The sequence below is a fragment of the Pseudomonas sp. AL10 genome (genome assembly GCF_029960685.1).
Lineage (GTDB): Bacteria > Pseudomonadota > Gammaproteobacteria > Pseudomonadales > Pseudomonadaceae > Aquipseudomonas > Aquipseudomonas lactis.
Window position 1 is genome coordinate 1 of the sequence record NZ_JASBQZ010000031.1, and the last position, 25,755, is coordinate 25,755.

At 61.4% G+C, this 25,755-nt stretch carries 19 protein-coding genes; 7 read left to right on the top strand and 12 right to left on the bottom strand.

The features are described from left to right. The first annotated feature begins 531 nt into the window (after positions 1-531). From QK296_RS21900 to QK296_RS21925, 6 genes are read left to right on the top strand one after another with little or no spacing between them, the layout of a single operon-like run. A complete protein-coding gene (locus QK296_RS21900; RefSeq protein WP_282391299.1) occupies positions 532-2,925 on the top strand; it encodes a TonB-dependent receptor in 2,394 nt (797 codons plus the stop codon). Between the two features lie 19 nt (positions 2,926-2,944). Beyond that, the gene (locus tag QK296_RS21905) at positions 2,945-3,916 is read left to right on the top strand and encodes an amino acid ABC transporter permease (protein WP_003192460.1); all 972 of its coding nucleotides are present in this window, start codon (positions 2,945-2,947) and stop codon (positions 3,914-3,916) included. Further along, positions 3,909-4,682, top strand: coding sequence for an amino acid ABC transporter ATP-binding protein (locus tag QK296_RS21910; protein WP_003192459.1), 774 nt, complete (start codon positions 3,909-3,911; stop codon positions 4,680-4,682). Before QK296_RS21905 ends, QK296_RS21910 begins: the two co-directional genes overlap by 8 nt. Before the next feature lie 18 nt (positions 4,683-4,700). After that, positions 4,701-5,624, top strand: coding sequence for an ABC transporter substrate-binding protein (locus QK296_RS21915; protein WP_003192458.1), 924 nt, complete (start codon positions 4,701-4,703; stop codon positions 5,622-5,624). Positions 5,625-5,636: 12 nt separating this feature from the next. Continuing rightward, on the top strand, positions 5,637-7,220 hold the full coding sequence (locus tag QK296_RS21920; protein ID WP_282391300.1) for an FAD-dependent oxidoreductase: 1,584 nt from the start codon (positions 5,637-5,639) through the stop codon (positions 7,218-7,220). Positions 7,221-7,231: 11 nt separating this feature from the next. Next, positions 7,232-7,654 carry a RidA family protein gene (locus tag QK296_RS21925; RefSeq protein WP_034134238.1) on the top strand — a complete coding sequence of 141 codons (423 nt, stop codon included), beginning with the start codon at positions 7,232-7,234 and terminating at the stop codon, positions 7,652-7,654. A 42-nt stretch (positions 7,655-7,696) separates the two neighbouring features. On the opposite strand, the gene QK296_RS21930 is transcribed toward QK296_RS21925, so the two are convergent. From QK296_RS21930 to QK296_RS21975, 10 genes are all read right to left on the bottom strand, one after another. Next, positions 7,697-8,533, bottom strand: a complete 837-nt coding sequence (locus QK296_RS21930) for an HAD family acid phosphatase (protein WP_003192452.1) — start codon at positions 8,531-8,533, stop codon at positions 7,697-7,699. A 59-nt stretch (positions 8,534-8,592) separates the two neighbouring features. Next, entirely contained in the window at positions 8,593-11,103 is a 2,511-nt protein-coding gene (locus QK296_RS21935) for a fimbria/pilus outer membrane usher protein (RefSeq protein WP_282391301.1), read from the bottom strand. An 85-nt stretch (positions 11,104-11,188) separates the two neighbouring features. Beyond that, the gene (locus tag QK296_RS21940; protein ID WP_003192448.1) at positions 11,189-11,929 is read right to left on the bottom strand and encodes a molecular chaperone; all 741 of its coding nucleotides are present in this window, start codon (positions 11,927-11,929) and stop codon (positions 11,189-11,191) included. A 75-nt stretch (positions 11,930-12,004) separates the two neighbouring features. Then, positions 12,005-12,607, bottom strand: a complete 603-nt coding sequence (locus QK296_RS21945) for a fimbrial protein (RefSeq protein WP_003192447.1) — start codon at positions 12,605-12,607, stop codon at positions 12,005-12,007. A gap of 197 nt (positions 12,608-12,804) precedes the next feature. Then, positions 12,805-13,452 carry a response regulator gene (locus QK296_RS21950; RefSeq protein ID WP_003192445.1) on the bottom strand — a complete coding sequence of 216 codons (648 nt, stop codon included), beginning with the start codon at positions 13,450-13,452 and terminating at the stop codon, positions 12,805-12,807. Between the two features lie 23 nt (positions 13,453-13,475). After that, a complete protein-coding gene (locus QK296_RS21955) occupies positions 13,476-16,649 on the bottom strand; it encodes a hybrid sensor histidine kinase/response regulator (RefSeq protein WP_003192444.1) in 3,174 nt (1,057 codons plus the stop codon). A 70-nt stretch (positions 16,650-16,719) separates the two neighbouring features. Beyond that, positions 16,720-17,913 carry an EAL domain-containing protein gene (locus QK296_RS21960; RefSeq protein ID WP_282391302.1) on the bottom strand — a complete coding sequence of 398 codons (1,194 nt, stop codon included), beginning with the start codon at positions 17,911-17,913 and terminating at the stop codon, positions 16,720-16,722. Beyond that, positions 17,900-20,698: an ATP-binding protein gene (locus tag QK296_RS21965; protein WP_137204313.1), complete on the bottom strand. Its 2,799-nt coding sequence runs from the start codon at positions 20,696-20,698 to the stop codon at positions 17,900-17,902. Before QK296_RS21965 ends, QK296_RS21960 begins: the two co-directional genes overlap by 14 nt. A gap of 57 nt (positions 20,699-20,755) precedes the next feature. Continuing rightward, a complete protein-coding gene (locus tag QK296_RS21970; protein ID WP_003192439.1) occupies positions 20,756-21,739 on the bottom strand; it encodes a fimbrial protein in 984 nt (327 codons plus the stop codon). Positions 21,740-21,762: 23 nt separating this feature from the next. Next, the gene (locus tag QK296_RS21975) at positions 21,763-22,446 is read right to left on the bottom strand and encodes a molecular chaperone (protein WP_241666027.1); all 684 of its coding nucleotides are present in this window, start codon (positions 22,444-22,446) and stop codon (positions 21,763-21,765) included. Positions 22,447-22,650: 204 nt separating this feature from the next. Between QK296_RS21975 and QK296_RS21980 the strand changes: the two genes are divergently transcribed. Continuing rightward, positions 22,651-23,172 (top strand): hypothetical protein, encoded by a 522-nt coding sequence (locus tag QK296_RS21980; RefSeq protein WP_003192436.1) that lies wholly within the window; start codon positions 22,651-22,653, stop codon positions 23,170-23,172. Between the two features lie 15 nt (positions 23,173-23,187). Here the strand turns inward: QK296_RS21980 and QK296_RS21985 are convergent, their stop codons facing one another. Then, the gene (locus QK296_RS21985; RefSeq protein ID WP_282391303.1) at positions 23,188-24,393 is read right to left on the bottom strand and encodes a DUF1835 domain-containing protein; all 1,206 of its coding nucleotides are present in this window, start codon (positions 24,391-24,393) and stop codon (positions 23,188-23,190) included. A gap of 285 nt (positions 24,394-24,678) precedes the next feature. After that, positions 24,679-25,755, bottom strand: a complete 1,077-nt coding sequence (locus QK296_RS21990; RefSeq protein ID WP_282391304.1) for an aldo/keto reductase — start codon at positions 25,753-25,755, stop codon at positions 24,679-24,681.

Here is a 25,755-nt window from a genome sequence, read left to right on the forward strand (position 1 = left end):
TCGGCCAGCGTGGTTTAACGGGGCGCCTGAGATCAAGATCACAAGCAGATCAAGATCAAGAGCGGCTCGCTTCGCATCGTAGTTACCGTTGCGATGGGGGCGTGTCGGTAAATGCATTTTGGCTGGCTCACTGTCATCGGGAGCACGCCCCTCCCACATTTTGAGCGTTCTGCACGCTTAGATTAAAAATCATTTTTATGAATAATTATTTTTACAAATAATGAAAGTAGAGAATATTAGCTTATGCCCAAATAGCATTATATTTTTAAAATCCATTCCGTTATGTTTGATCCCAACAGCCTACCCCTGACCTCGGATGGTACCCAGCGTGATTCAGATTCTGCGCGCCTGACCGGGTAATCCTCCCGCCGCCGCAGAGTCGTTGGACGGGAGCTCAACGTATGTTGCCACTTCAACCCCCTCGCTTGCCCCACACCTAGCCCAAGCCGCATCGGCCCTTTGATTACCGGCCACACCGCGCCAGGCGCGTGTCTGCCCGACTTTGCGATTTGGAAAAAGCTGGGAATGGATATGAAGCACATTCTGCAACCTACTGCTGCCCTGACCCTGTCGCTGTTCGCCGCAGCTTCGCAGGCCCAGGATGACAGCACTTTGTCTACGGTCGTTGTGACCGGCAACCGTGGCGCCGAGCAGCGCACGGTCACTAGCAGCCCGGTGCCGATTGACGTGGTCAGCGCCCAGCAATTGCAAAACACCGGCAAGCCCGGGTTGATGGAGGCGTTGAGCGCGGTGATTCCGTCGCTGACCCTGCCGGAAAAAACCGGTTGGGACGCCAGCGGCATTGCCCGGGCGCCGAACCTGCGGGGCTTGAGTGCTGCCGAAGTGTTGGTGCTGGTCAATGGCAAGCGCCGCCACACCAGTGCCACCCTGAATATCAACGGCATCAACACCGGCGCGGCGCCGGCTGATCTGGACCTGATCCCCATCAGCGCCATCGACCATGTCGAAGTGCTGCGCGATGGTGCGGCGGCCCAATACGGGTCTGACGCCATCGCCGGGGTGATCAACGTGATCCTCAAGGCCGACACCCGCGGTACCTCGGTGACCCACGCAGGCCTTGGCTACGATGGCAAGAAACAGACCGTGCAGCAAAGCCTCAACAAGGGCTTCGAAATCGGCAATGGCGGCATCGTGCAACTGGCCCTGGATGCGCGCAGCCAGAACGATGACAACAAGGCCAGCGCCAACGGCTACACCTATGAGCAAGCCTATGGCCTGGCGGGCAAGTCCACCTATGGCGGCTACGGCACACCCAAGACCAACCTGCTGACCCTGGGCTATAACGCCGAGTTGCCGATCGACGACAGCCTCAGCCTCTACTCCTTTACCACCTACTCGCGACGCAAGGCCGAGCAGGGGCAGAACTTCCGCTTGCCGACCATCACCAACACCATCACCACCGGGCCCAATGGTTACCCGGCCGGGTACACTCCGACCTGGTACATCGACGAGGACGACTTCCAGGCGGCGTTCGGTGGCAAGGGCACTGTGGGCGAGTGGGACTGGGACTTGTCTACCACCTACGGGCGCAACGAAGCGGAGCAGGGCACCACCCACAACCAGAACCCTTCCCTGGGCCAAGCCACGCCGAACAGCTTCACCTCCGGCACCTGGATTTCCACCGAGCTGACCACCAACTTGGACTTCAAGCGTGGCTTCGACATCGGTCTGCAAAAGCCCTTGGACCTGTCCTACGGCTTCGAGCATCGGCGCGACACCTACGAGGTGCAAGCCGGCGATTACGCGTCCTATGCCAATGGCGGTTACTGCGTGGCGCCGGGTAACTGCGCATCGTCCGGGGCGCAGGTCACCAATGGTATTTCACCGGACGAAGAAAGCAGCGCCTCGCGCAACAGCCTGGCCGGTTATGTGGACGTGGGTTTCAACCCCTTGCCTAACTGGTACGTCGGCACGGCGGTGCGTTATGAGCATTACAACGAGGGCGTGGGCGCTACCCGCAGCGGCAAGCTGACCACCCGCTACGACTTCACCCCGCAGTTCGCGGTGCGCGCCACGGTGAGCAATGGCTTTCGTGCGCCGTCCCTGGCCAACAGCCTGTTCAGTGCGCGCTCCACCACCTATGGCGTCGTCGATGGGGTGTATCAGTCGATCAACTATGGCGTGCTCCCCGTGGGTTCGGCGGCGGCCCAGGCACTAGGCGCGCAGGAGCTCAAGCCCGAGCGTTCTACCAACTTCAGCCTCGGTTTCACGCTCACACCCACCGACCGCCTGAGCTTCACCGCCGATGCCTACGTGATCAACCTGCGTGACCGCATCACCCTAACCGGCACCTTACTGGGCCCTGAGGTCACCCAGGTATTGCAGAACAACGGTATCAACTCCACCTCTGGCGGCCAGTACTTTATCAACGGAGCCGACACTCGCACCAAAGGCCTGGACCTGGTCAGCAGCTATAACCAGGACCTGGGCGCGTTCGGCGCGCTGAAGTGGACCGTCGCGTTCAACTGGAACCAGACCAAAATCCTCAACTACAAGGAATCTACCGACATCCTCGGTACCTCCTACGACCTGATGGACCGCCAGGCGCGCAACCTGATCACCGGCGTGCAACCCAACACCAAGCTGATCCTGGGCGGTGACTGGCGCATCGAGCGCTTCAATCTCAACCTGGCCCTGACCCGCTACGGCTCGTACAAGGAAGTGAACTCATCGGCCAATCGTGATCTGGACCGGGTCTACAACGCCCGCTGGATCACCGACCTCGACCTTGGCTACAGCCTCACCAAAGACCTGAACATCGCCATCGGCGCCAAGAACCTGTTCGACCTCTATCCCAAGAAACAAGGGGTGCCGAGCAGCACCATGGTTGCCAGCTACGGCACCTATTCGCCCTACGGTTTTACCGGCGGGTATTACTACACCCGGCTGACTTACGCCTTCTGAGGCCTGCGAGGAAAAGAACATGCCCATTGTTGCCAAACCCTACGACCTGCTGGATGAAGTCAGCGCCCAACCGCTGCGCCAGCGCCGTGCGGCCACGCCCATCAAGGCGTTGCGCGTGGTGCCGGCCCGACACCCCTGGCGCTGGGCCGGGTCGATTTTCGCCGCGCTGGTGTTGCTCGCCATCGTGCACTCCCTGGCCAGCAACCCGCGTTGGGAATGGGGGGTGTTCGGCCAGTGGTTCTTCTCGCCCTCGGTGCTGCGCGGCTTGGGCCAGACGTTGCTGCTGACGCTGCTGAGCACAGTGTTCAGCATCCTGCTGGGCACCGCGCTGGCCCTGGCGCGGCTGTCGGGTTCGCCGTTGCTGGCGGCGTTGGCCTGGGGCTATATCTGGTTCTTCCGCTCGATGCCGGCCCTGCTGGTGCTGATCATCCTCTACAACTTTGCCTACCTGTACGACCACATCGTGCTAGGCGTGCCGTTCACCGACCTGGTGTTCGCCGAGTGGTCGACCGTGGATGTGCTCAGCCAATTTACCGTGGCCGTCCTGGGCTTGAGCCTGATGCAGGCGGCCTACGCGGCGGAGATCATTCGCGGTGGGCTGATCGGTGTAGATGCCGGCCAGCATGAAGCGGCGGCGGCCTTGGGGTTGCCGGCCTCTCGACGCATCTTCCGGATCATTTTGCCCCAGGCGCTGCGCTCGATCTTGCCGTCGGGGTTCAACGAAATCATCGGCCTGGTCAAGGGCACCTCGATTGTCTACGTGCTGGCCTTGCCCGAGCTGTTCTACACCGTGCAGGTCATCTACAACCGCACCCAGGCGGTGATCCCGTTGCTCATCGTCGCCACGGTCTGGTACCTGATCATCACCACCGCGCTCACCAGCGCCCAGTACTACGTCGAGCGCCACTTCGCCCGGGGCACCGCGCGGGTGCTGCCACCCACGCCGCTGCAGCGCGTGCGCCGCTGGTTCAAGGAGAAGGCCCATGCCTGAAGCACGCGCCGGGCGCATTCAAATCCAGGGCGTGGGCAAGCGCTTTGGCAACCAGCAGGTACTCGATCACATCGACCTGAGCATTGACCCTGGCAAGGTCACGGTGATCCTCGGGCCGTCCGGCTCGGGCAAGTCCACCTTGCTGCGCACCATCAACCACTTGGAGAAGATCGACAGCGGGCATATCACCATCGACGGTGAATACGTCGGTTATCGGCGCAAAGGCGACCTGCTGTTTGAACTCACCGAACGCGAGATCCTCAAGCGCCGCATCGACGTGGGCTTCGTGTTCCAGAACTTCAACCTGTTTCCCCACCTCACCGCCTGGGAAAACATCGCCGAAGCGCCCCTGGCGCACAAGCGCTGGAGCCGGGTGCAGGCCCGTGACAAGGCCGATGAATTACTCGCCAAGGTCGGCCTGGCGGATAAGGCCGACGCCTATCCGCGCCAGCTCTCCGGCGGCCAACAGCAACGCGTCGCCATCGCCCGGGCCTTGGCGCTCGACCCCAAAGTGCTGCTGTTCGACGAGCCCACCTCAGCCCTCGACCCGGAACTGGTGGGCGAGGTGCTGGACGTGATCAAGGGCTTGACCCAACTGGGCGTGACCCTGGTGATCGTCACCCATGAGATCGGCTTTGCCCGCGAAGTGGCCGACCACGTGGTGTTCCTCTGCGACGGTCAACTGATCGAAGAAGGCCCGCCTGAACAGATTTTTCGCCAACCCCGACATCCCCGCACCCAGGCCTTTCTCGGCAAAGTGCTTTAGTTCAAGGAGTGACTGCCCATGTTTATCACTACTGCCCGTGTCGCCCTGTTGGCAATTGCCGGGGCCACGGCCCACAGCGCATTCGCCGTGCAACCGGTGGACCTCAGCCCCGACCGCCCGCGCATCCATGCGCCACGCAATGACGCGGCCATCGCGCAGATCCCGCCAGGCTTCAAGTTCGCCCAGCCGGGCAAGTTCACCGTGGCCGTCTCCGGCGTAGCCGGGCCACCGCTGGCACTGCTGGCCAGTGACGACAAGACCACCATCGGCAGCGAGGCCGACACCGCCCAATTGGTGGCCGACAGCCTTGGCCTGCAACTCAACGTGGTGCAAACCAGTTGGGAAGACTGGCCCCTGGGCGTCAGCTCGGGCAAATACGACGCGGTGATCAGCAACGTCACCGTGACCGAGGCGCGCAAAAAGCGCTTCGACTTCGCCACCTACCGCCAGGATGTGCTCGGGTTTTACGTCAAGAGCACCAGCAAGATCAACGAGATCAAGCAGGCGGCGGACATTGCCGGGCTGAAGATCATTGTCGGCTCCGGCACCAACCAGGAAAAAGTCCTGCTGGCCTGGAACGAGGCAAATGAGAAAGCCGGCCTCAAACCTGCGTTGTTGCAGTACTTCGACGACCAGGCCGCCGCACAACTGGCGGTGCAGTCGGGGCGCAGTGACGCACTGTTCGGGCCGAACTCGGTGTACGCCTATTCGGCGGCGATCACCGGCGGCATCAAGCGCGTCGGCACCGTCAACGGTGGCTGGCCGTTGCAGGCGGATATCGCGGTGACCACGCGCAAGGACAACGGCCTGGTCAAACCGATTCACACTGCCCTGCAAGGTGCGATTGCCGGGGGGCAATATGCGCAGGTGCTGCAACGTTGGGGCCTGGATGTGGAACGGGTCGACCAGTCGCTGATCAACCCGCCTGGGCTGGCGGATTAAGGAGGCACAGACATGGGACTGACACGACGTGAAGCGCTGTCGAGTATCGCAGCGGTGGGCGGTGAGAAAGGGGTCAAGGATGCACTGGCAGTGTTGGGCCTGGGCCCATCGTCACACCGTCGACCGCAACCACTGAAACTCAAGGACGGCCTGGGGCAGGGCACCCGTGTACTGGTGCTGGGCGCCGGGATTGCTGGGTTGGTCACTGCGCTGGAGTTGACGCGCGCGGGCTTCAGCGTGCAGGTGCTGGAGGCCCGCGAGCGCGTGGGTGGCCGCACCTGGACTCTGCGTAACGGCGACCGCGTGGACTATAAGGACGGTCGCTCGCAGACGGTGGGGTTTGACCCTGGCCAGTATTTCAACGCCGGGCCGGCGCGCATTCCCAGCCAGCACCGCACGATCCTCGACTATTGCAGTGAACTGGGCGTGCCGTTGGAAGTGCTGGTCAACAGCAGCCATGGCGCCCAGGTGCGACCGGACCTGAGCCAGGCAGCGTTTAGCGTCGGCCAGGCGCTCAACGATACCCGCGGGCATCTGTCGGGGTTGCTGGCCAAGGCGGTGCAACGCGACGCTCTCGATGATGTATTAAGTGGCGAAGAGCGCACACGTCTGCTCGGTTTTTTGCAGGTGTACGGTGACCTGTCCCAAGAGCTGGCTTTTGAAGGCACCCTACGCTCCGGGCACCTTGAATCTGCCGCCCACCCTGGCGCCTTGCCCGCCCGCCATATACCGCTGGGGTTGGACCGCTTGCTGCACCCGGAACTCTGGGGCGCTCTGTTACACACCGAATTCCCGGAATTCTCGGCCACCATGTTCCAGCCGGTGGGCGGCATGGACCGTATCACCGAGGCCTTCTACCGACGCGTGCAGGAGCAGGTGCAACTGGGCGCCCAGGTGCGGCAGATCCGCCAGCTGGAGGACGGCGTGGCGGTGACCTACCACGACCAGCACAGTGGCCGTGAACAGGTGGTGCGTGCCGACTTTCTGGTCTCCACCGTGCCGCTGCCCCTGCTGGCCAAGCTCGATACGGACTTCAGCGCACCGGTCAAGGCGGCCCTGCTCAGCACTCGCAGCGACCAGGCGACCAAGGTGGCCTGGCAATCGCCGCGCTTTTGGGAGACCGACTACCGCACCTATGGCGGCCTGTCGTGGATCGAACACCCGGCGCGCCTGCTGTGGTACCCCAGCAACGACCTCAACACCCGCGAAGGCGTGCTGGTGGCCGGTTACGTGACGGGCGAGGGCGCCGACGTGTTTGGCGCCCAACCGCTCGATCAGCAGTACGCCGCCTCCCGACACGCCGTGGAGCTGTTGCATCCAGGTTATTCCAGGCATTTGCGTAATCCACTGGCGGTGTCCTGGGAGCAGATCCCCTTCAGCGAAGGCCCGTGGTTGCAACGCGAACATTTCCCAGCCCAGGCCCACGCCTTGCTTGAACAGCCCCATGGCCGCGTGTATTTCGCCGGCGACGGCCTGGTGCAAAGCGGCGTGGGCATCTGGCAGGAATCGGCAGCCAACTCGGCGCGCCATGTGGTCGCGCAACTGGCCGAGCGCATCACCCAACAACACCAACTCGCGGCGTTGGCCGCATCCTGAGGAGCCACACCATGAGCGACAGCATCCAACGCACCAGCGTCGGTGAATTCCCCATCTCGCAAACCGTCACCGTGCCGGCCTCAGCCAGCCTGGTATTTGTCAGCGGCACGCTGCCGGACCCCGCCGACCCGAGGGTGCCTGGGGTGTATGGCGACACCGAGGTGCAGAGCGTTTCAGTGTTCAACAAACTGCGCCAGATCCTGCGCCAACACGACCTGGACTTGGGCGACATCGTGCAGTTACGGGTGTTTCTGGTCGGCGCCGAAGAGACCGGTGGCAAGCTGGATTTTGCCGGGTTGCAGCGCGGCTATACCCAGTTCTTTGGCACACCCGAACAGCCAAACAAACCGGCGCGCACCGCATTGCAAGTAGTGGCGTTGCCGTTGCCGGGGGCGTTGGTGGAGGTGGAGGCAATTGCGGCCAGGGCGGTGTAAGTACGCTCCGCGTGGGAACGATCATCATGGCAGAGCTTCACCCTATTGCTGCAACAGCAATGCCCGCTGCTTGAGCCTGCGTTTCTGCGCAAACGGCAAGCTCTCATCATCCCCATACGGCGCGCTATACCAGTTGCCGTAGCTCGGGTTGGGCAGCAGGAACCAACGCTGGCCTAGCCAATTCACATAGGGTTCGACGGCCTTGCGTTGTGCATCCAGGGTGTTGTGTTCGGCTTGCACGAAATCTCCCAGCGAGTCACCGGCCATCAACAACACGCGGGCTTGGCTGGCGACCCACTGGCGACGGCAATTCTTGCCATAGCCTGCGCTTTCGCAGTGGCCGGTAGGCGTGCTGGCCGCCAGGATCTGTGCGTCGCTCTCTATCGGAAAGCCGCGCAAACGCAGGTTTTCAGCGGTGGCCGCGACCTGGCTGTGTTCACGGTTGGTGAGGTAATACACCTTGATCCCTTTTTGCCTGGCCGCTTGCAGGAACGCCACGGAACCCGGCAGCGCCTGAGCCTTGGCCTGCTCGACCCAGGTATTCCAGCGATCGTAGGAATAGACCTGATTGTTGATGATGTCGCGAGCGTTGAGCGGCACGTTGTCCAACAGGGTCTCGTCGATATCCACGATCACCGCCGGCGGCAGACCGGTCAGCTTGCGCGCAGGCAAAGGCAGTGCGTCCCAGTTGGGGTCGGCCAGCGCTATATCGAGTTGGCGGGTAGCGTTGGCGAAGAGCTGGCGGTAGATCAGCTCGTGTTCGATGGACGTCTGGGTCCAGAGCACTGCATCGAGTTGGTCGTTGGCCGGGGGTGTTTGCTGGCAGCCTGCCAGGGCGGTGGTCAACAGGCAGGCACTGGCAAGGAATAGGTTACGCATGGGCAAATCTCGCAGAGGGTAGGCGCGTGGCCAGCACAGTAGCGCAATCACCCGCACAATCAAGGCGTACACACCAGTGCCTGGCGCTCGTAGTTCAGCGCCTTGTTCTGCGGTGGCAATGTATAGGCGGCACGACAATGCTGCTCACCCCACTTGATGATCAGCGTGCCCTGATCCTCTTCCACCAGCGCCAGGGCATTACCATTGGGATCTGCAATCGCCAACTGCTTGCCATTGGCGTCTTCCAGTGAGGCACCAAACGACAGCGGTTGATGCTGTGCATCAAACAACTCAAACAACACCCGCCGTCCGGTAGTGCCACTGTAATGCGCCACCACGATGGCGCCACGGCGCGGCACCAGTTGCTGGGTGGCGTTGGTGATTTCCACGTCGCCACCCAGATCGCGAGTGTCCAGGCTGATCCAGTTGACCCGGTAGGGTTGCGCAGTGGGCACCACCGCATAGCCGTTGTAACCGGTTTCCACCCCGCTGTAGCTGCTGATCTTGGCCCCAGAGACGCCTGGTATTTCGGCCAGGGCGAAGGTCTCGCTGACCGTCTGCCCCAGGTTGACGCCACCCGCATGAGCCACCACGGAGCCTGCGAGGTTGAAGTTTTGTGAGTTGTAGCCCTGGCCCTGGCTGTAACCGAGGCTGACGTCTGCCACGGCGGTGCGACTGTTGATGTTCACCGAGCCTGAGTCGCCGCTGGTGTCACTGTGGCCGGCCTGCACCGAATAGAAAGTGTCGCTGGTGTCGGCCACGTAGCCATTGATGCCCGCTTGGGTGGTGGTGTCACCGCGTTGGTGGCTGGTGGTGACAAACGCCCGTGGCGCGCGGGCCTGACTGCCCAGCGGGAAAGACACCGACAGGTTCACCTGCGTGTCGCTGCTCGGCTCGCCCCAGGTGACGATCTGCTTGGTGCGCGTCACGCCAAGGTTGTAGCTCAGATCGCCCCAGTTGCCGGTGTAGCCCGCGGAAAAGCTCTGGGAACCGCCGCGATTCCAGTAGCGTTGGTCGCTGGCGTTCACATACAGGCTGCCAAATTCGCTGTTGCGCCCGAGGCTCTGGTTGATGGTCAGGTCGGTGCGGGTTTTCGAGTGACCGGTGCGTACGCGCAGGTCTTCGCTGCTGTCTTCCACATGGTCGGTGAGGGTGCGATAGCCCTCGGTAGAGTAACGGTAGGCGGCCAGGGTGAAGTTGGTATCGGTGCCGGCAAAGGTCTTGGCGTACAAGGCGCGCACGCTGCTGCCCTGGGACGTACGCCCCTGAGCCTTGCTGGACGAGTGGGTGGTATCCAGGGAGAACGCACCGAAGGCAGTGTTCCTGCCGGCGCCGATCGACAGCGCGCTGTAGTCCTCACTGGCTTGCACACCGACAATCCCACTGAGGTTGCTGGTCAAGCCATAGGCCAGCGTACCGCTGAGAAAGCGCGGGGAGGCCAGGCCATCGGCATTGCTTTTGAACGTGCCCGCCGAGACGCTGTATTTCACCTGGCCTTCGCGCACCATGATCGGCAGGCTGGAGAACGCCTGCATCGTCACCCGCCGCGTACCGTCGGCTTCGATCACGGTGATTTGCAGGTCACCGTTGGAGCCGCTGGGGTAGATATCGTTGATCTCGAATGGCCCCGGCGCGACGTTGGCGGTATAGAGGATGTAGTCGTTCTGGCGGATTTCCACCGTCGCGTTGGTCTGCGCCACTCCACGGATTACGGGTGCATAGCCGCGCTCGCTGTCGGCGCGCATGCCATCATCCGAGGCGAGCTTGACCCCGCGATAGCGCACGCTGTCGAACAGGTCGGTGTCGGAGAAAATCTCACCGGCGCTGAACTGGCCCTTGATCGCGGTGACGTCATGCTGCAAGTAAGTACGGTTGCTGGTGAAGGTGTTCGAGCGATCGGTGCCGCCGCTCAGGTTCGACTCGTTGCGCAGGCGCCAGGCCCCCAGGTTGATGCCGTTGCGCAGGCCCAGGTTATTGGCGATGCGGGTCTTGTAGTCGCCGGCGGTGCGGCTGCTGTTGAGCTGGTAGTTGATGAAGGCGGCGGACACACCGTCGTCCCACAACTGTGGGTCGACATACCCGCGCAGGCCGCGCTGCATCGCTACCTGCGGAATACTCGCGAGCAGGCGCAGACGGCTGCTGTCGTAGCGCACGCTGGCGTCTTCGATCATGTCGGCAAGGGCGTAGCAGTCCTGCGGCTGCTGCGGGTCAAGTTTGCCCTCGGCCTGCAATCGGTGCAGGTCGATACCCAGTTGCTTGAGCAGGTCGAGGGTCAGGCAGGTTTCGACGCGGCCGTTTTTAGGGTTGCGCTTGAAGTCGATATCACGCCGGCCCACCAGCACTTCGTTGCTGTACAAATCGACGCGGTAATTGCCCGGCAGCACGCTGTTGGCCGAGAGCAATTGCTGCAGGTCCACCGGCGACTGCGAGCCTTGCAGGAAGGTGGTGTTGAAGGTTTGCGCAGCGTCATCGGCCATGGCCAGGCTGGGCAAGCTGGCAGTAATCGCCAGCGACAGCGTCTTCAACTTCAGTACGCCACGTGCGGGCCTGTTGCTGGAAAGAAAAGACATGCGAAGACCTATGACATCCCTGATTGACGGACAGCCGGGCACGCAAACACGCACGCGAAGTGAGCCTGTGGGTTAGCGAAAGTGCTTAGGGGTTGAGGCGCGATTCAGTCGCATGCGCCGGTAGCGCAGTGCCGCTGGTCAGCGGCGCGCTGTAGTGATTCTGCGCGCCGTAGTCATTGATGCTGGAAAACGACAACTGCACCGGCCCACTGGCAACTGGAGCACTGAGCGCAAACTGTTTTTGCTCGCCGGGCGCAATCATGGTGGAGTCGCTGGCCAAGACCGCCTGCACTTTGATGTCGGCCATGGACACGTGGTACAACGTCGGGTTTTTCACCTGCAACAGGGTTTGGCTGCCGTGTTTGGCCAGCGTCCATTCAAGCTGCGCAGGGGCTTGCAGCGCGCTGCCGGTAAGACCGGCAGGGCGGTAGAAAATCTTGATGCGTTGGCGGATGGCCAACTGCAAGGTGTTCTCGGCCTCGCTGGCCTTGGGGATTTCCTGCACATTGAGCCACACCACCGACTCGCGGTCCGTGGGCATGCCGGTGCCTTCATACAGAATGCGCAGCAGTTGTTGTTCCTTGGCGAATACCCGTGCCAGTGGCGGGGTGACGGCAAACGGCGCGCGGCTGGCGCTGGCGTCGTTCATGTCGACCCAGGATTGAATCAATACATCCTGGTTACCATTACGCACGGTAATGTTGGCTTCCTTGTGGTCACCGTCAAACACGATACGGGTGGCATTCAATGAAATGCTGGCGGCGGCCTGGGTAGCCATGAGCAAGCCCAGCAGCCCCAGACATGCGGCGATAGAACGAGGCGGCATGACGGTTATCCGGTGTAATCAGAAGACAATGGCGAGGCCGCAAGGCCTCGCGCGTTCGGTGCCCGGGGCGCCGAATTATTCGTATTGCAGGATGAACGGCAGGGTGGCGTCACCGCGACCGGCGGTCGACGAACCCGCCGCTGCGGTAGTGACGTAGGCGGCCGCGAAGCTCAGGGTGGCGTCGCCGCCTTCAGTGCCAGCACCGTGCATGGTGCTTTCAATACGTGCGGTGCTTGGCGAGCTGAGGTCAATCAGACCGCCCTTGCTGTCGAGCAGGGCAATACCGACGTTTTGTGCAGTGGCCGAACCCGGGTTCAGGGCCAGTACTTTTTTGCCGGTGACCAGGCCCGAACCGCCGTTGTTGGCATCAAAGATCATGGCGACCTTGGTGCCCTGGTTGCAGTTGACGTTCAGGTTGAAGTCTTTGGCGGTCACACGACCTGCGGTTGGGTTTTCCGCGGTGCCCATGTCCTTGATCGAAACGTTGCCCATGTCCACCGAAATGGTGCGGTCGGAGTTGGCGCCGTCCACCGAGCACGCGTCGTTGTTGATCACGCCGGTGAAGGTGATTTTGCCGCTGCCGCCCAGGGTTGGCGTAGGAGCAGGATCCACGGCAAATGCACTGCCGGAAGCGGCGATAATGGCCGAGGCGATCACAGCCAGGGAAAACTTCTTCATGATGATGTCCGTAAGTGTTAGTTGAAAAGTTTGCTGTTGTTGAACTGCGAGCAAAGAGTAGGCGACGAGGCGGCGGGAGCGAATAAGACGATTCTTATAAGCGCTGGGGTGGGCAGGTTATTTGTGCTGTTGCAGCGGTGAAAGGCTTGAAAATAAAGGGCAAAGCCATTGTCCAGGAATGGCTTGAAAGTTATGCGTTAGTTGAAGATGTTACGTTCCAGGCAATAAGCAAGTAGGTCCTGGTCGCTGCTGACTTCAAGTTTGCGCATGGCCGATATCTTTTGTGCGCTGATGGTCTTTGAACTTCGGTTCTGGCGGCGCGCAATGTCACTCACGCTCATGCCGGAAATAAACAGGCGCAGGATCTCGAACTCTTTGGGCGACAAACTGGTAAAGCGCTCGTCAATTGCCGTGAGGGTCTCTATTACCGAGGTCTTTGGCGGCTCCAGGCTGCGATAGTCGCTGTCCTGGGCGATCGCCTTGAGTGCCAGTTGAATCTCGGTATGCAACTGGCTTTTCTGGATGATGCCGACCACGCCCAGCTCTTGCAGGCGGGTGAGGATCAGGTGGTTGGAGATCATGGTCAGGATCAGGATCTGTACCTGCGGGAAGTGTCGTTTCAGGTACTCCACCAGCTTCAGGCCATCGCCATAAGGCGAGTCGCCTGGCATGTTGTAGTCAGTAATCACGATGTCAGCGCCTTGATGCTGCAACAGCTCGATCAGGCCGGCCGAACACACGGCCTCGCCGACGACTTGAAAACGTATGTCACGCTCTACCAGTTCGCGAACGCCAAGCAACACGATCGGGTGATCGTCCGCGATTACCACGTTGAATTTTTTCATAAAGGGCCGTCCGTAGTGCCAGTTCAAGTGAGTGAAGAGTGCCCGGGCTGGAGAGTCTCCAGAACGGCCGACAGACGCTGCATCACAGTCTTCACCTTGAGCTCAAGCGTTGTGTCGAGGCTGCCGCGGTTAAGTGCGCTTTCCAGTTCGATGCAGGCCTGGGCCAGGCTGAGCGCCTGCACTGCGCCCAGGGCCCCAGCGATCGAGTGCAGCAATTGGCCGAGGCCGCGGGCATCACGCTGGACCAGTGCCACGCCGATGCGCTGCACATCCTGCTGCACGCTGCTGATGAACAGCGGGCGCATCTTGTCCGACAGTTGCACGCGGTCGTCGAATACCTGGGCGTCAGGCTCAACCGGCGACTTGATCTTGCACAGTTTGATCAACTGGTCGCGCAGGGTCTGCAGGCTCAAGGGCTTGACGATCCAGGCGTTCATGCCCACTGCCAGGCAACGTACGCCTTCCTCGCGCATTGCATTGGCGGTCACGCCGACAATCGGCAACTGTGGATCATGCTCACGCAAGGTCCTGGCCAGTTCATAGCCATTCATCAACGGCATATTCACGTCGGTCAGCACCAGGTCGAAGGCCTCCGGTTGCCATAACTGCAACGCCTGTTCACCGTTGGCAGCCAGGCTCACCGAGCAACCGAGCGCCTCCAGTTGCTCCTTGATGATCGCCTGGTTGACCGGGTTGTCCTCGGCCACCAGGATGCGCAGCTCCAGCCGCCCGGCGCTTTGTGGCCGGGTCGCCGTGGGTTGCTCGTGCCTGCCGTGCTGCGCCAGTGATACGGTGGCGGCGATGGTGCGTATGTCGTGCATATCCACCACCCAGCCTTGCGCCGTGTGCAGCGGCGGGCTGTGCGCACCGGGCAGGCAGAGCACACGTTGGCCGGCCCATGGCTTGGGGGGCTCGCCAGGTAACAGATCTACCAGTACCGCGTGGTGACTGTCTTTGTCCTGGGGGGGCGCGGCCCGGGCGGCGGTGATGCCCAAGCGGTTGAGCCAGTCACTCATTGCCTGCGCCAGTTCGCGTACCGGTGCCTGCACGTACACCGGCGTCGGGCTGGGTTCGATCAGCGGCAGGTTGGTCAGTGCGCCACAACACAGTGGCAAGCGCATTTTCAGGGTAAAGCTGCTGCCCAGTCCGGGCTCGCTGACCACGCGGATTTCGCCGTCCATCATCTGCGCCAGCCATCGGCAGATCGGCAGGCCCAGCCCGGTGCCGCCTTCGCTGGCGGTGTCCGGTGCCTGGTAGAACAGATCGAAGAGCTTGGCCTGCTGCGCCTCGGCAATGCCCACGCCGGAATCGGTGACTTGCCATTCCAGGTCGACATTATTGGCGTCGCTGCCCACCACCCTGGCACGAATCACCACGCACCCAAAGTCGGTGAACTTGATGGCGTTGCTCACCAGGTTATTGAGGACCTGGCGGATGCGCATCGGGTCGCCCATCAGGCAGTTCGGCAACTGCGGGTCGATGCAACTGTAAAGCTGCAACCCCTTGCGCCGGGCGAAGGCGGCGTAGGTGTGCAAGGTATCTTCGAGCATGTCCAGCGGACAGAAATCCACGGCTTCTATCGCCATTTGCCCGGACTCGATCTTCGAGACATCCAACACATCACTGATCAGTTGGAACAGTGTGGCGGACGAACGCTGGATGGTGTGCAGGTAGGTTTTCTGGTGCGGGTCGAGGTCGGTCAGGCCGAGCAATTCGAGGGTGCCGAGCACGCCATACAGCGGCGTGCGGATCTCATGGCTCATGGTTGCCAGGAACAGCGTCTTGGCCTCGCTGGCCGCATCGGCGGCATGACGTGCCTCTTCCAGGGCCTGGGCGTCTTCGATGTGCCGGGTGATATCGTTGAATGCATACAGGCGTACGTCTTGAGCCTGATAACGGGTCGACACAAAGCCGATCTGCAGGTGCCGGCCCTCGATCTCCAAGTGCGTCTCACCGCTCTCGGCGCCATCGTGCTTACCGGCCATGGCCTGCACCAGGCGTGAGGTGCCCGGCCATTGCTGGGCGCGCTGGTTTTCGATCAATACCTTGCCATCGCTGCGTCGCACCACGCATAACCCAGTAGGTGCGGTGTCGATGATCACGCGGCTGAACGCCACGCTTTCGGCGATGCGTTCGTGGGCCAGTTGTGCTGGGGTGATCACCTGGCGTCGATACCATCGGCTGCCAGCCCAACCCAGTGTAATCAGGCTGAACAGCAGCAACGCCATGGTGCTCAACGGCCACAATGCGGAGTGAAAGAAGTGCGAGTAGTTCAGGCCATAGACCGCGCTCCAGGGCTGGTCGCCGGCCTCGGTGACCTTGAATTCAAAGCCGTCGGCCGTGAAATGCACACCATCGCTGAGCTGCGCCTGGGTGGTTGGCCCAATCAACCGGTTGCCGTCAGGGCCAATCAGGGTAAAGCGATCAAACGCCGAGTGATTCAGCGCGCGCTGTACATCGTCGACCTGCGACACGTCGAGCAGGGTGCCGATCACAGCCTGGCCCTGGGCGTCGAGTGGCAGGCCGATGTAGGCCAGTAAATGCTCGGGTTCGGGGCCGGCCTGCCAATACACCCGATTCTGCTCCAGTGGCTGCGGCGCCTGTGCAAGGATTTGCTGCACGGCGTTGACCCGGGCCACCGGGTTGTCGGTATCCTCGGGGTTTTCCCGGTGCTGATAGCCCACGGACGGAATGGTGATGGCGTAGTCGGCCTGGCGATTGAGCACAAAGGTTTGCGGCGCCTCGTACGGCGACGAGGACCAGAAGGCGCTGTAGTAGCTGGTCAAGTGCGCACCCAGGGCAAAAATCGGCGGCCTGGCGGCGGTGCTGATCTGCTGTTCATCGAACTTGACGCTGAATGGCACCGAAAACGAATACTTCTGGCCTTCGTACAGTGTGCGGCGGTTGTCGACCATGCGGCTTTTAAGGCTGACCTGCACGTGGGTGGCGCGCAGCAGTTCGGCCTGGATGCCGGGGTGTGTCAGGCTCTTGAGGTAGGTTTGCTGTTCTGCGAGGTTTTCCATCAGCCGCGCAAAGTGAAAGCGCATTGCGCTGTAGCGCACTTCGACGCCTCGGTGCAGAGACCAGTAATTGGTCAGCATCAGCAGCAACGCGACTCCCATCAACACCATCAAGCCTTTGTTCAGACGCAATGAGCTGCGGGTAAAGGCTTCGAGAATCGCGTTATTGTGCTTCATCAGGGGTTTCCGCAGGCGCAGGATAAATCGGCACTGGATGGAGCTTACTCCTTATGATCGTGGCCGCCAGCTAGTGAGATGTCGCGGGGCCATCATTGTTCAGTAGTTGCTGAAATTGGTCCGAAGACACTGCGTGAGAGATCAGGAAACCCTGCACCTGATTGCAGTCGATTTTGCGCAGCAGCGCCAATTGCTGCGGGGTCTCCACGCCCTCGGCAACCACCGTCAGACCCAACTTGCGGCCCAGCGCGATAATGCTCGCCAATGCCTGGGCGATGCCTTCGTTGTCGTGGCTGCCCTGCACCAGTGCCTGGTCGATCTTCAGTTCGGTAAATGGCGTGGACACCAGATTGAGGTAGGAGCTGTAGCCCTTGCCGAAATCATCCTGGGACAAACCGAACCCCTTGATCCGCAATCGGCAGGCGCCGGCGTAGAAATTGCTGATGTCCTGCGGCACCGAACATTCCATCAACTCGAAGCAGATCATTCCCGGGATACCATCGTGGTGCAGCACGAACTCCAGCAAACGGTCGGCCAGGTCATGGCTGTTGAGCAAGTGGGTCGGCAGGTTGATCGACACCGGAATTTCATAGCCGCGCTGGCGCCAGTGTTCCTGGGCGTGGATCGCTTGCTTGAGCACCAGCCACAACAGCCGCTCCTCCAGTGCGAACGCCTTGATTGCCGGCAGGAACGCGGCAGGCAGCATCACGCCTTGTTCGGGGTGCATCCAGCGCACCAGGGCTTCGGCGGCGACGATACGGCCGTTGGCCAGGGATTTTTTCGGCTGGAACCAGGCCTGGAACTGGCCGCTGCTCATGGCCTGCACCAGCGTGTGACGGTCGATGTCCATGTGCTCGGGCAGTTCGGGGGTAGGCGTGCGCACCCTGTTCCTGAGTTGGTTGACCAGGGTGCGTAAGGCTTCGGCGTTCACGGGCTTGGAAATCAGGCCAAGCACTTCCACATCGAGGTTTTTCGCCACTAGGCTGGCCGCCATCAGCATGCGCCTCGACGCCGCACTCATGATTGCCAGCGCCGGCTTGCAGCGCAGGCTGGCCAGGCACTGGATAAACTGCACGCCGTCCATGCCGGGCATCAGCAGGTCGGTCAGTACCAGGTCGAAGTCCCGCTGGCGCAGGCGCTCCAGCGCTTCTTTGCCATCCTCGGCGGTTTCGAGCAGGAAGTCTCCCAACTCGCTGAGCAAGTTCTGCAGGTAGACATGCTGCAGGGGATGGTCCTCGACAATCAAAATACTAAGGGGCTTCATGGGTGATCCGTGCATAAGGCGCCAGGGAGTTGAATAGAGCCCGCAACGCAAAGGGTTTGACCAGGCAATGGTTCATGCCGGCGGCCAGGCACAGGTCGGCCTCGCCGCGCATGGCGTTGGCGGTGGCCCCAATAATCGGCAACGTGCAGCCCTGGCGCCGCAGTTCACGCGCCAGTTCATAGCCGTTGATATGGGGCATGTTCACATCCGTCAACACCACGTCGAAGTTGCCGGCGGTGTGGAGCTGCAACGCTTGCTGACCGTCGGCCGCCAGCTCCACGGTGCAGCCGAGTTCTTCCAGTTGATCACGCAAAATCAGCTGGTTGATGATGTTGTCCTCGGCCACCAGCAGGTGCAGGTTGAGTTTGTTCAGATCCCGCCGGTGCGTTTGCTCATCGGCACGGGCCACCCATAGCCCTTGCGCCTGGCTCACGGCCTGATGAATAGCCCCCAGGTGGTTGAGGTTGACGTGCCAGGCGCCGGCGTCGGCTTCTACGCCGGGGCAGGCGTTGCTGCTCACGTGAATCACCGGCCCGGGCCACTCGGGCACCAGCAACGGGTCGACGCTGCCGGGGTGCACTTGCAACAGCAGATGCGTGTCCGCCAGCGTCGGCAAGCCGGCCTGGGCCCTTGCGCCCCAGCGGCGCAACCAGCCGGCGATCGCGTTTGCCAGTTCCGGGATCGGCGAGGCCACGTAAATGGTCTCAGCCAGCAACGGTGTCATCGGTGGAACAGATGCTTCTTCCAACGGTAGGATCAGGCTGAAACTGCTGCCCAGGCCGAGTTCGCTGACCATGCGGATATTGCCGTTCATCAACTCCGTCAGGCGCTGGCAGATAGGCAGGCCCAGGCCGGTGCCGGCGACCACATTGGTATTGCCTTCACTCTGGTAAAACGGCTCGAAGATCATCGCCTGGTCTTCCTGGGCGATACCTTTGCCGGTGTCCGAGACTTGCCACAACAGACTGGAGCGTTCCCCGTCGCGGCCCAGCACTTTGACCCGCATTACCACGCGCCCATAGTCGGTAAATTTCACCGCGTTATTGAGCAGGTTATTGAGAATCTGGCGGATGCGCGTTACGTCGCCGATCAGGCGTTCCGGCAGCTTGGGATCGAAGCAGGCATACAGCTGCAGGCCCTTGGCGTGGGCGGCTGCGGCGTAGCCCTGGATGATTTCATGCACAAGGTCCAGCGGCGAGAACTCGCCCATCTCCAGTGCCAACTGCCCGGCCTCGATCTTCGATACGTCCAGCACATCGCAGATCAGTTGCAGCAAGGTCGACGATGAGCCTTCGATCGCCTGCAAGTAGTCCTTTTGTTGTGCATCCAGTTGCGTGCGCGCCAGCAGTTCCAGGGTGCCGAGCACGCCATACAGCGGTGTACGGATTTCATGGCTCATGGTCGCCAGGAACAGGGTTTTTGCCGCGTTGGCTGCGTCCGCCGATTGCCGCGCCTCTTCCAGCGCCGCCTCGACCTGCTTGCGCGCACTGATGTCACTGAAGGCGCAAAACAGCACGTCTTCGCCTTTGTAGCGGGTCGGTGCACTGCTCAGGTACAGGTGACGGCCGTCGATGGTTTCAAAGTAGTCACTGCGCTCGGAAGGTCCGTTGGCAAAGGCTTGCTCGATCCAGCCGGCGCGCAGCGCCTCGCGCTCCGGCCCGTTACCCAGCCATTGCTGGGCCAGGGTGTTTTCCAGTACCACCTGGCCGTCGGTGCGGCGCAGCACGCAAAGGGCCACTGGCGCGGTCTGGATCACATCGCGGCCGAAGGCTTCGCTTTCGATCAACGCCTGGATGCGATGGATCGACGGAATGATGAAACGCTGATCGACGCGGCGCATCACCAGCCAGATCAGTGTCAGGCTGAACAGGCAGAACAGCAGCGAACCGAGCAGCTGTTTCCACAGGCCGGTGACCACCGCACGCAGGTCGATGGAGTACATCAACTGCCATTCAGAGGACTTCAGGTGTTTGCGAATCACCAGGTGGTCGGGCAGCCAGCCGCTGCCGACAAAACCGAAAAAACTGTCTTCGCCGGGCCTCAGGTGTTGCTGGCTCAACTGTGTATCGGTGCTGTTGGTGAACACCAGCATGCCCTGGGAATTGAGCATCATGAACTCACCGGCGCTCTGGTCGCTGAGTGTCGATGAGACTTCACGGCTATCCATCTCCAGGCCGAGCCAGCCGGAGTCGCGATCACGCTCGTCCAGGCGGATGAAGATATACAGGTGCGAGTGCTGTTCAGTCCTGTCGCTCAGCCAAAGTTCGTTAAGCGTGGCCGGGTCGGTGTGCTGCAGAGCCTTGAGGCGGTTGAGCATACATTTGGAAATCGGCAATACCTGCGCGGTGGCGTCGTAAAGGCGCATCACTTGCGGGTTGGGGCCGGCGTTTACATAGAGTAGGTTCAGCTGTGTGGCCTTGAGGTAGTCGCGCATGCGTGCGGTCAGCCAGATGCTCCACTGGTTGCCCGATGTGTCGCCCAATTCCAGGTGTTGTTCTTCGGCCGAGGACGGATAGACCCTGGACTGCTTGCGCACTGCCGACAGGCTCAGGCTTTCGAGCAGGGCTTGGCGGTTGGTGAAAAAGGTATGGGCTTCGGCAATGGCGCTGCTCATGTAGCCGCGGCGCTGGGATATGTCGTTGTTGAAGGTCGACAGCAAAAAGGTATAGACCCCGCTGAGGATGCCTACCAGCAGCACGCTCGCAAAAATACGAAGCAGCCTTCTGGCTGCTTCGGGTCGGGAGAGGACGGGGTTGATCTGGAGCAGATAACTTTTCAATCGCATCGGCAGACTTTACGTCTGGGCCTCTGCCGGTGGCATAAGACGATCCTTAAAAATCACCTACTTGTAGTACATATCCACCACTACGGCAGCGTCGAACGCTCCGGGAATCGGTAGGGTGCGCCACTTGAGGTCGGCGCGGAATTCATCGTGGCTCTGGCCCAGGCCCATCAGCTCCTGCAGCGTGAACCAGTTATTGAAGGGCAGTTGCTGCTGGCTCTCGGCGCGAGACAGCGAGATGCCGACTGAGCTGTTGTTGTCCGGCACCAGCAGGCCATTGTTCACACTGCCGCCGCCCGGCGTGGTGGCGAAGCGTGCACTGACGGTATAGGGCGTGTCGCAACCTTTGCGCAGGTTCAGGCTGAAGTTTGCGCTGCTGGCGACTTCACCGATCGAGGCTTTGCGCGAAGGTGTGGGGAAGTTGACCACGCTGGGGCTGATGGTCAGTTCGGGAGTGCAAGGCACGAAGCGGATATCGTTCATGCCAGTGACCACATAATTGAAGTTGCTGTTGGGTCGTGAGTTGAGCCCGCGCACGCCGTCCAGTTGGAACACGCGGTAAGAGGTCAGGGTGCTGGCCTGGCCGCTCGGTGGCGTGGGGTCGTACTTCTCGATGAACACGCTGAAATTGAGGGTGAAGCGCGCCTTGTCCCAGCCCACGCAGTTGGACAAATTGCAGCCTCGGTCGGAGAAGAAACCGGTACCGACCTTACCGGTGCTTTGGGTAATCGGTTGGTTGTTATAGCGAATGCCCACGCGGATCCCGGTGCCGATACTCACGCTGGCCGGGTTGACATAGAAATACACTTCCTCACGGCCGTGGAGGTAGTCGTCCTTGCAGATGACATTGGTCGAGCGCGGGCCGGATTCCCAAATGATGGTGCCGTTGGGTGCGTCGGCGGCGACTGCCAGCGCCGTGCCCAGCGCTTCCTGGGTGATGATCGAGTTGGTGCCGTCCTCGCGGCAGGCCAGTGCGTGGCTGGTGGCGGGCAGGACCGCGCAGGCCCATATCAGTAGGGGTAAACAGCGTTTGGTCAGTGACATTGGTATAAATACCCCGTGATTTATCAGTTGAGCGCCGTGCTATGACGGGCTTGCAAACCGATATCGGTGATTTCGGTGAAGTGGAGAATGGCGCCCTTGGGCACAGCGTCGAGCGCGGTCAGGGTTTTGCGTTCATGGGGCTTGAGCAGCAGGTAATCGCTGAGCGTCTGGCTGTCGATTCGCAGGTTGACCAGCGACAGGTGGAAGGCGCTGGGGTTGTTGACCGTCACCGTGCGTCCGTCGCTGCTCCATACCAATTGCTGCACCGCCTCGGCCGAGCCGCCCTGGAGTGCGGGGGGCCGATAGAACAGCTTGAGCCGCTGGCGGATCGCGAACTGCACGCTGTTGGGGTCTTCAGGCTTGAGCGGGATCTCCATGATATTGAGCCAGAACAGCGATTCCCGATCGCTGGGCAAGCCCTCACCGGCATACAGGATGCGCAGCTTGTGATGCTCCCCGGCGCCCAGTTGTACCAATGGCTCGGTGGCGGCAAAGGGCACGGTGCGGTCGGCTGATTCGTCCTCGCCGGTGATCCAGGTTTGCACCACCACTTCCCGCGAGGCCTGGTTGACCACGCTGATACCGGCGGCCTTGTCCTGGCCGAAATAGATCAGGCGGGTGCCTTCGATCTTCAGCGCCGCATCGGCAGGCGGGGGCGCAAGCACCAGCAACCCGCAGGCCAGCAGCACCATTCTGAGTAGAAACATGAACACGGTAATTCCATGGTCGGGTAAGGGAACGCAGCCCATGGTAGGTAGCGAGTGGCGCGAAGGCTTTGAGGCGATTCTTAAAAGTACGGTGTGCCCCGGATTGCCGTTTCAGAATCGCCTTAAAGTCAGGGTTCACCCCTGACGGTTACTTTGCTCAGCGTTGAATGATCGACGCGGATGCCCAACTGTCAGGTTTACCCTATGTCCAATAAAGCGTTACGCCTTCTGATTGCCGATGCAGAGCTTTTGCAACGGATCAAGATCGAGAAAATGCTCAACCAGCTGGGCTATCACCGCATCGCCCCGTTGAGTTCGTTCGACGAGTTGCAGGCACTGACACGCTCGGGCGTTGTGGCGTTTGACCTGCTGATCATCAACACTGCGCTGGTGCACTCGCGGCAGGTCAACCTGCTCAAGTACTGCCATGACAACCCGTTGATCCGCCACACGCTGATCTATGACGGGCAATGTGCGCAGCGCTCGGTAGTGTCGGTCTCGGTCAGCCAGACCCTGCACCTGTCGTTGTCACAGTCGCCAGACTTCACCTCTCTGCGTCGCTGCATGGAAATTGTCGATCCGGCACACAGTTCTCCGACCGCTGAGTGGCCCATGCTGCGCGCCGTGGACGGCCGAGCGCCCCAGCCTTCGATGAGCCCGCGGGCGGTCTACCAGGGCGACCCGACTGTGGTGGCATGTGCCGTGGGGTTGTTTCCCAAGCGCTGATCGTATCGCGCAGCATCAGTCACGCCAGACGGGCAGATCATCAAGGCCCAGTGCCCAATGAGGTTGCCGTGGCCGCAGGCACACACCACCGACCCAGCGCTCATGGCTGGCGTGCTCCAGCCAGCAGGCATTGCCGTCCAGTACCTGATGCGCCAGTGGCGTCAACGCCAATACGCGGCGCGGCCACTCCACGTCCGTTTCGGCCTCGATCAGCAGCGGCGCCGTCCCATCAATCAATGGGCGCAGCAGCGCGTGAAACATCATATCGCCCAGGAAAGGCAGTGGCTCGCGCTTGGCCATCAACTCGGCAAACACCCGACCGAAAGGCACAGGCCCGGCCTCAGCGATATACCTCAGGGACAAACGTTCAGTCAGTGACAAACCGTCCTCGATACCCGGCAACTCCTGTAGCTGGCGCCGTAACGCCGGTGCCAGAAAAGGCAGGGCAGGGTGATTGCCATGGGCCAGTTCCGCGAGGTTGAGCGGTGAGCTGTCGCAGTAAGCCGACCAGACCCGTTTGGCCAACTGCACTGCGTCGTCGTCGATCAAGCGCCGCTGCGGCCAGAGCCAGGCCAGCACATCGGGGGCCAATTGGCCTATGCCGATAAATCGCTCGACTCCGGGAATTCGGTCTGCCTCAATCAGCTCCAGCTTGCGCGGCGCCTGCTCAAGGCCAGCCAGGGCGCGGACCAGGAACAATTGATCGTAGGCGTCCGCCTCGCACCACAGCACACTGGGATCGGCGTTGTTCAAGGCTTGTAGTTGGTTGTATTCATCGTTGATGCGATGCGCAACTTCAGTGGAGTCAAGGGCAAAGGCCTGGCTGATAAAGGTACTGCGCATCGCGCGGAACGCTTCGCTGGGCAGTTCACGCACTGGCCCCAAGCACAACGGGTCCGTGAGCATCCGGAACTGTCCCTTGAACCCGGCCAGTTGCAGGCTGTGGGCAATATCGTTGCCACAGCGCCAGTGGGTGGTGCGGGATTCATCGCTGGCATCGAAACCAGGGTGGCGGGCGGCAAAGTCGAGGGCGTCGACGTGGGCCTTGAGCTTGGGCCAACTGGCGAAGCCCAGCTGTTTGGCTACCTGCCATTGAGCCTGGGACAAGGTTGCGCTGGGGTCTAGGCTTTTCAGCTGCGACAACAGTTCCTTGGCGCGCTTGCGCTGCTGCTCAAGGTTGAGGCGGCCATTGGTAGTGGAGGCTAAAGGGCGTTGCGACATACGAGCTCCTTGCACAAACCTTTTCCGCTTCAAGGTTGGGAGTCGTAGAAATGGGTGGAGCTGGGATGTCTTGGGCGCAGCCCTTTCCGCGGAAGGTGGCGTAGAGAGCGCCAGGCGGAAATATAGGCAGCATTGCCATCGGGTGGCAACCCCAAAAATGTAGGAGCGAGCTTGCTCGCGAAAAACGTCAACGATAACGCGTGCTTCCTGAATAAACGCGGTGCCTGTGGTTTTTTCGCGAGCAAGCTCGCTCCTACAGAAAAGCCTGCTCCAAGGGGGGTGTTTTTATTTGTCCTGGCGGGCATCCAGGGTTTTTTGATGCTCGGCCAGGAAGGGTTGCTCCGCTGGATCAAAACGATCAATCCCGGCGGTGAAGCGGTGCCAGTAGGGGTACAACGGCTGACGGCGAGTGACGGCTTCGATGCGCGCCGACTGCTCGTCGGTGAGTTTCAGTTCGGTGGCCGCCAGGTTGTCGCGCAGGTGTGCTTCCGTACGGGCGCCGACAATCAGCGAGGTGATCCCGGGGCGATCCTTGAGCCAGGCCAGGCAGGTGCGGGCGACCGAGACGCCGTGTTCATCACCGACGGCGGCGAGGGTCTCGATAATGTCCAGCGCACGTTCCTGATCGTGGACATAGGGTTCCGGCCAACCGCTGCCCTGGCGGGTATTGGCCGGCGGCTTGTGCCCGCGTCGGGTCGTGCCGGTCAGCAGGCCTTCGCCCATCGGCCCCCACACCAGCGTGCCGATCTGCTGGTCCAGGGCCAACGGCAGCAACTCGTACTCGGCCTCTCGGGATTCCGGGGTGTAGTAGATCTGTTGGGTAATTGGCTTGAGCATGCCGTGCAGTTCAGCCTTGCCCAGGGTTTTCATCATTTGCCAGGCGGTGAAGTTGCTGGTGCCGAAGTAGCGGATCTTGCCCGAACCCACCAACAGGCGCAGGGCTTCCAGGGTCTCTTCGATCGGCGTCATACCGTCCCAGTTGTGCAGTTGGTACAAGTCGATGTGGTCGGTGCCCAGGCGCTTGAGGCTGGCTTCGCACGCGCGGATCAAGTGGTAGCGCGATGAGCCGGAGTTGTTGGGGTTGTCGTCCACCGGGCTGCGGCCCTTGGTGGCCAGCAGAATGTCGTTGCGCTTGCCGCCCAGCGCCTTGCCCACCACTTCTTCGGCCAGGCCGTGGGAATAGAGATCGGCGGTGTCGACCATGTTCACCCCGGCGTCGAACGCCATATCGAACATGCGCTTGGCCAGGGGCACGTCCACCGCACCGCATTTTTCAAATTCTGCGCGACCGCCAAAGGGCACGGTGCCCAGGATGATTTCCGATACCAGCAGGCCGGAATGACCCAGTTGTCGGTACTGCAT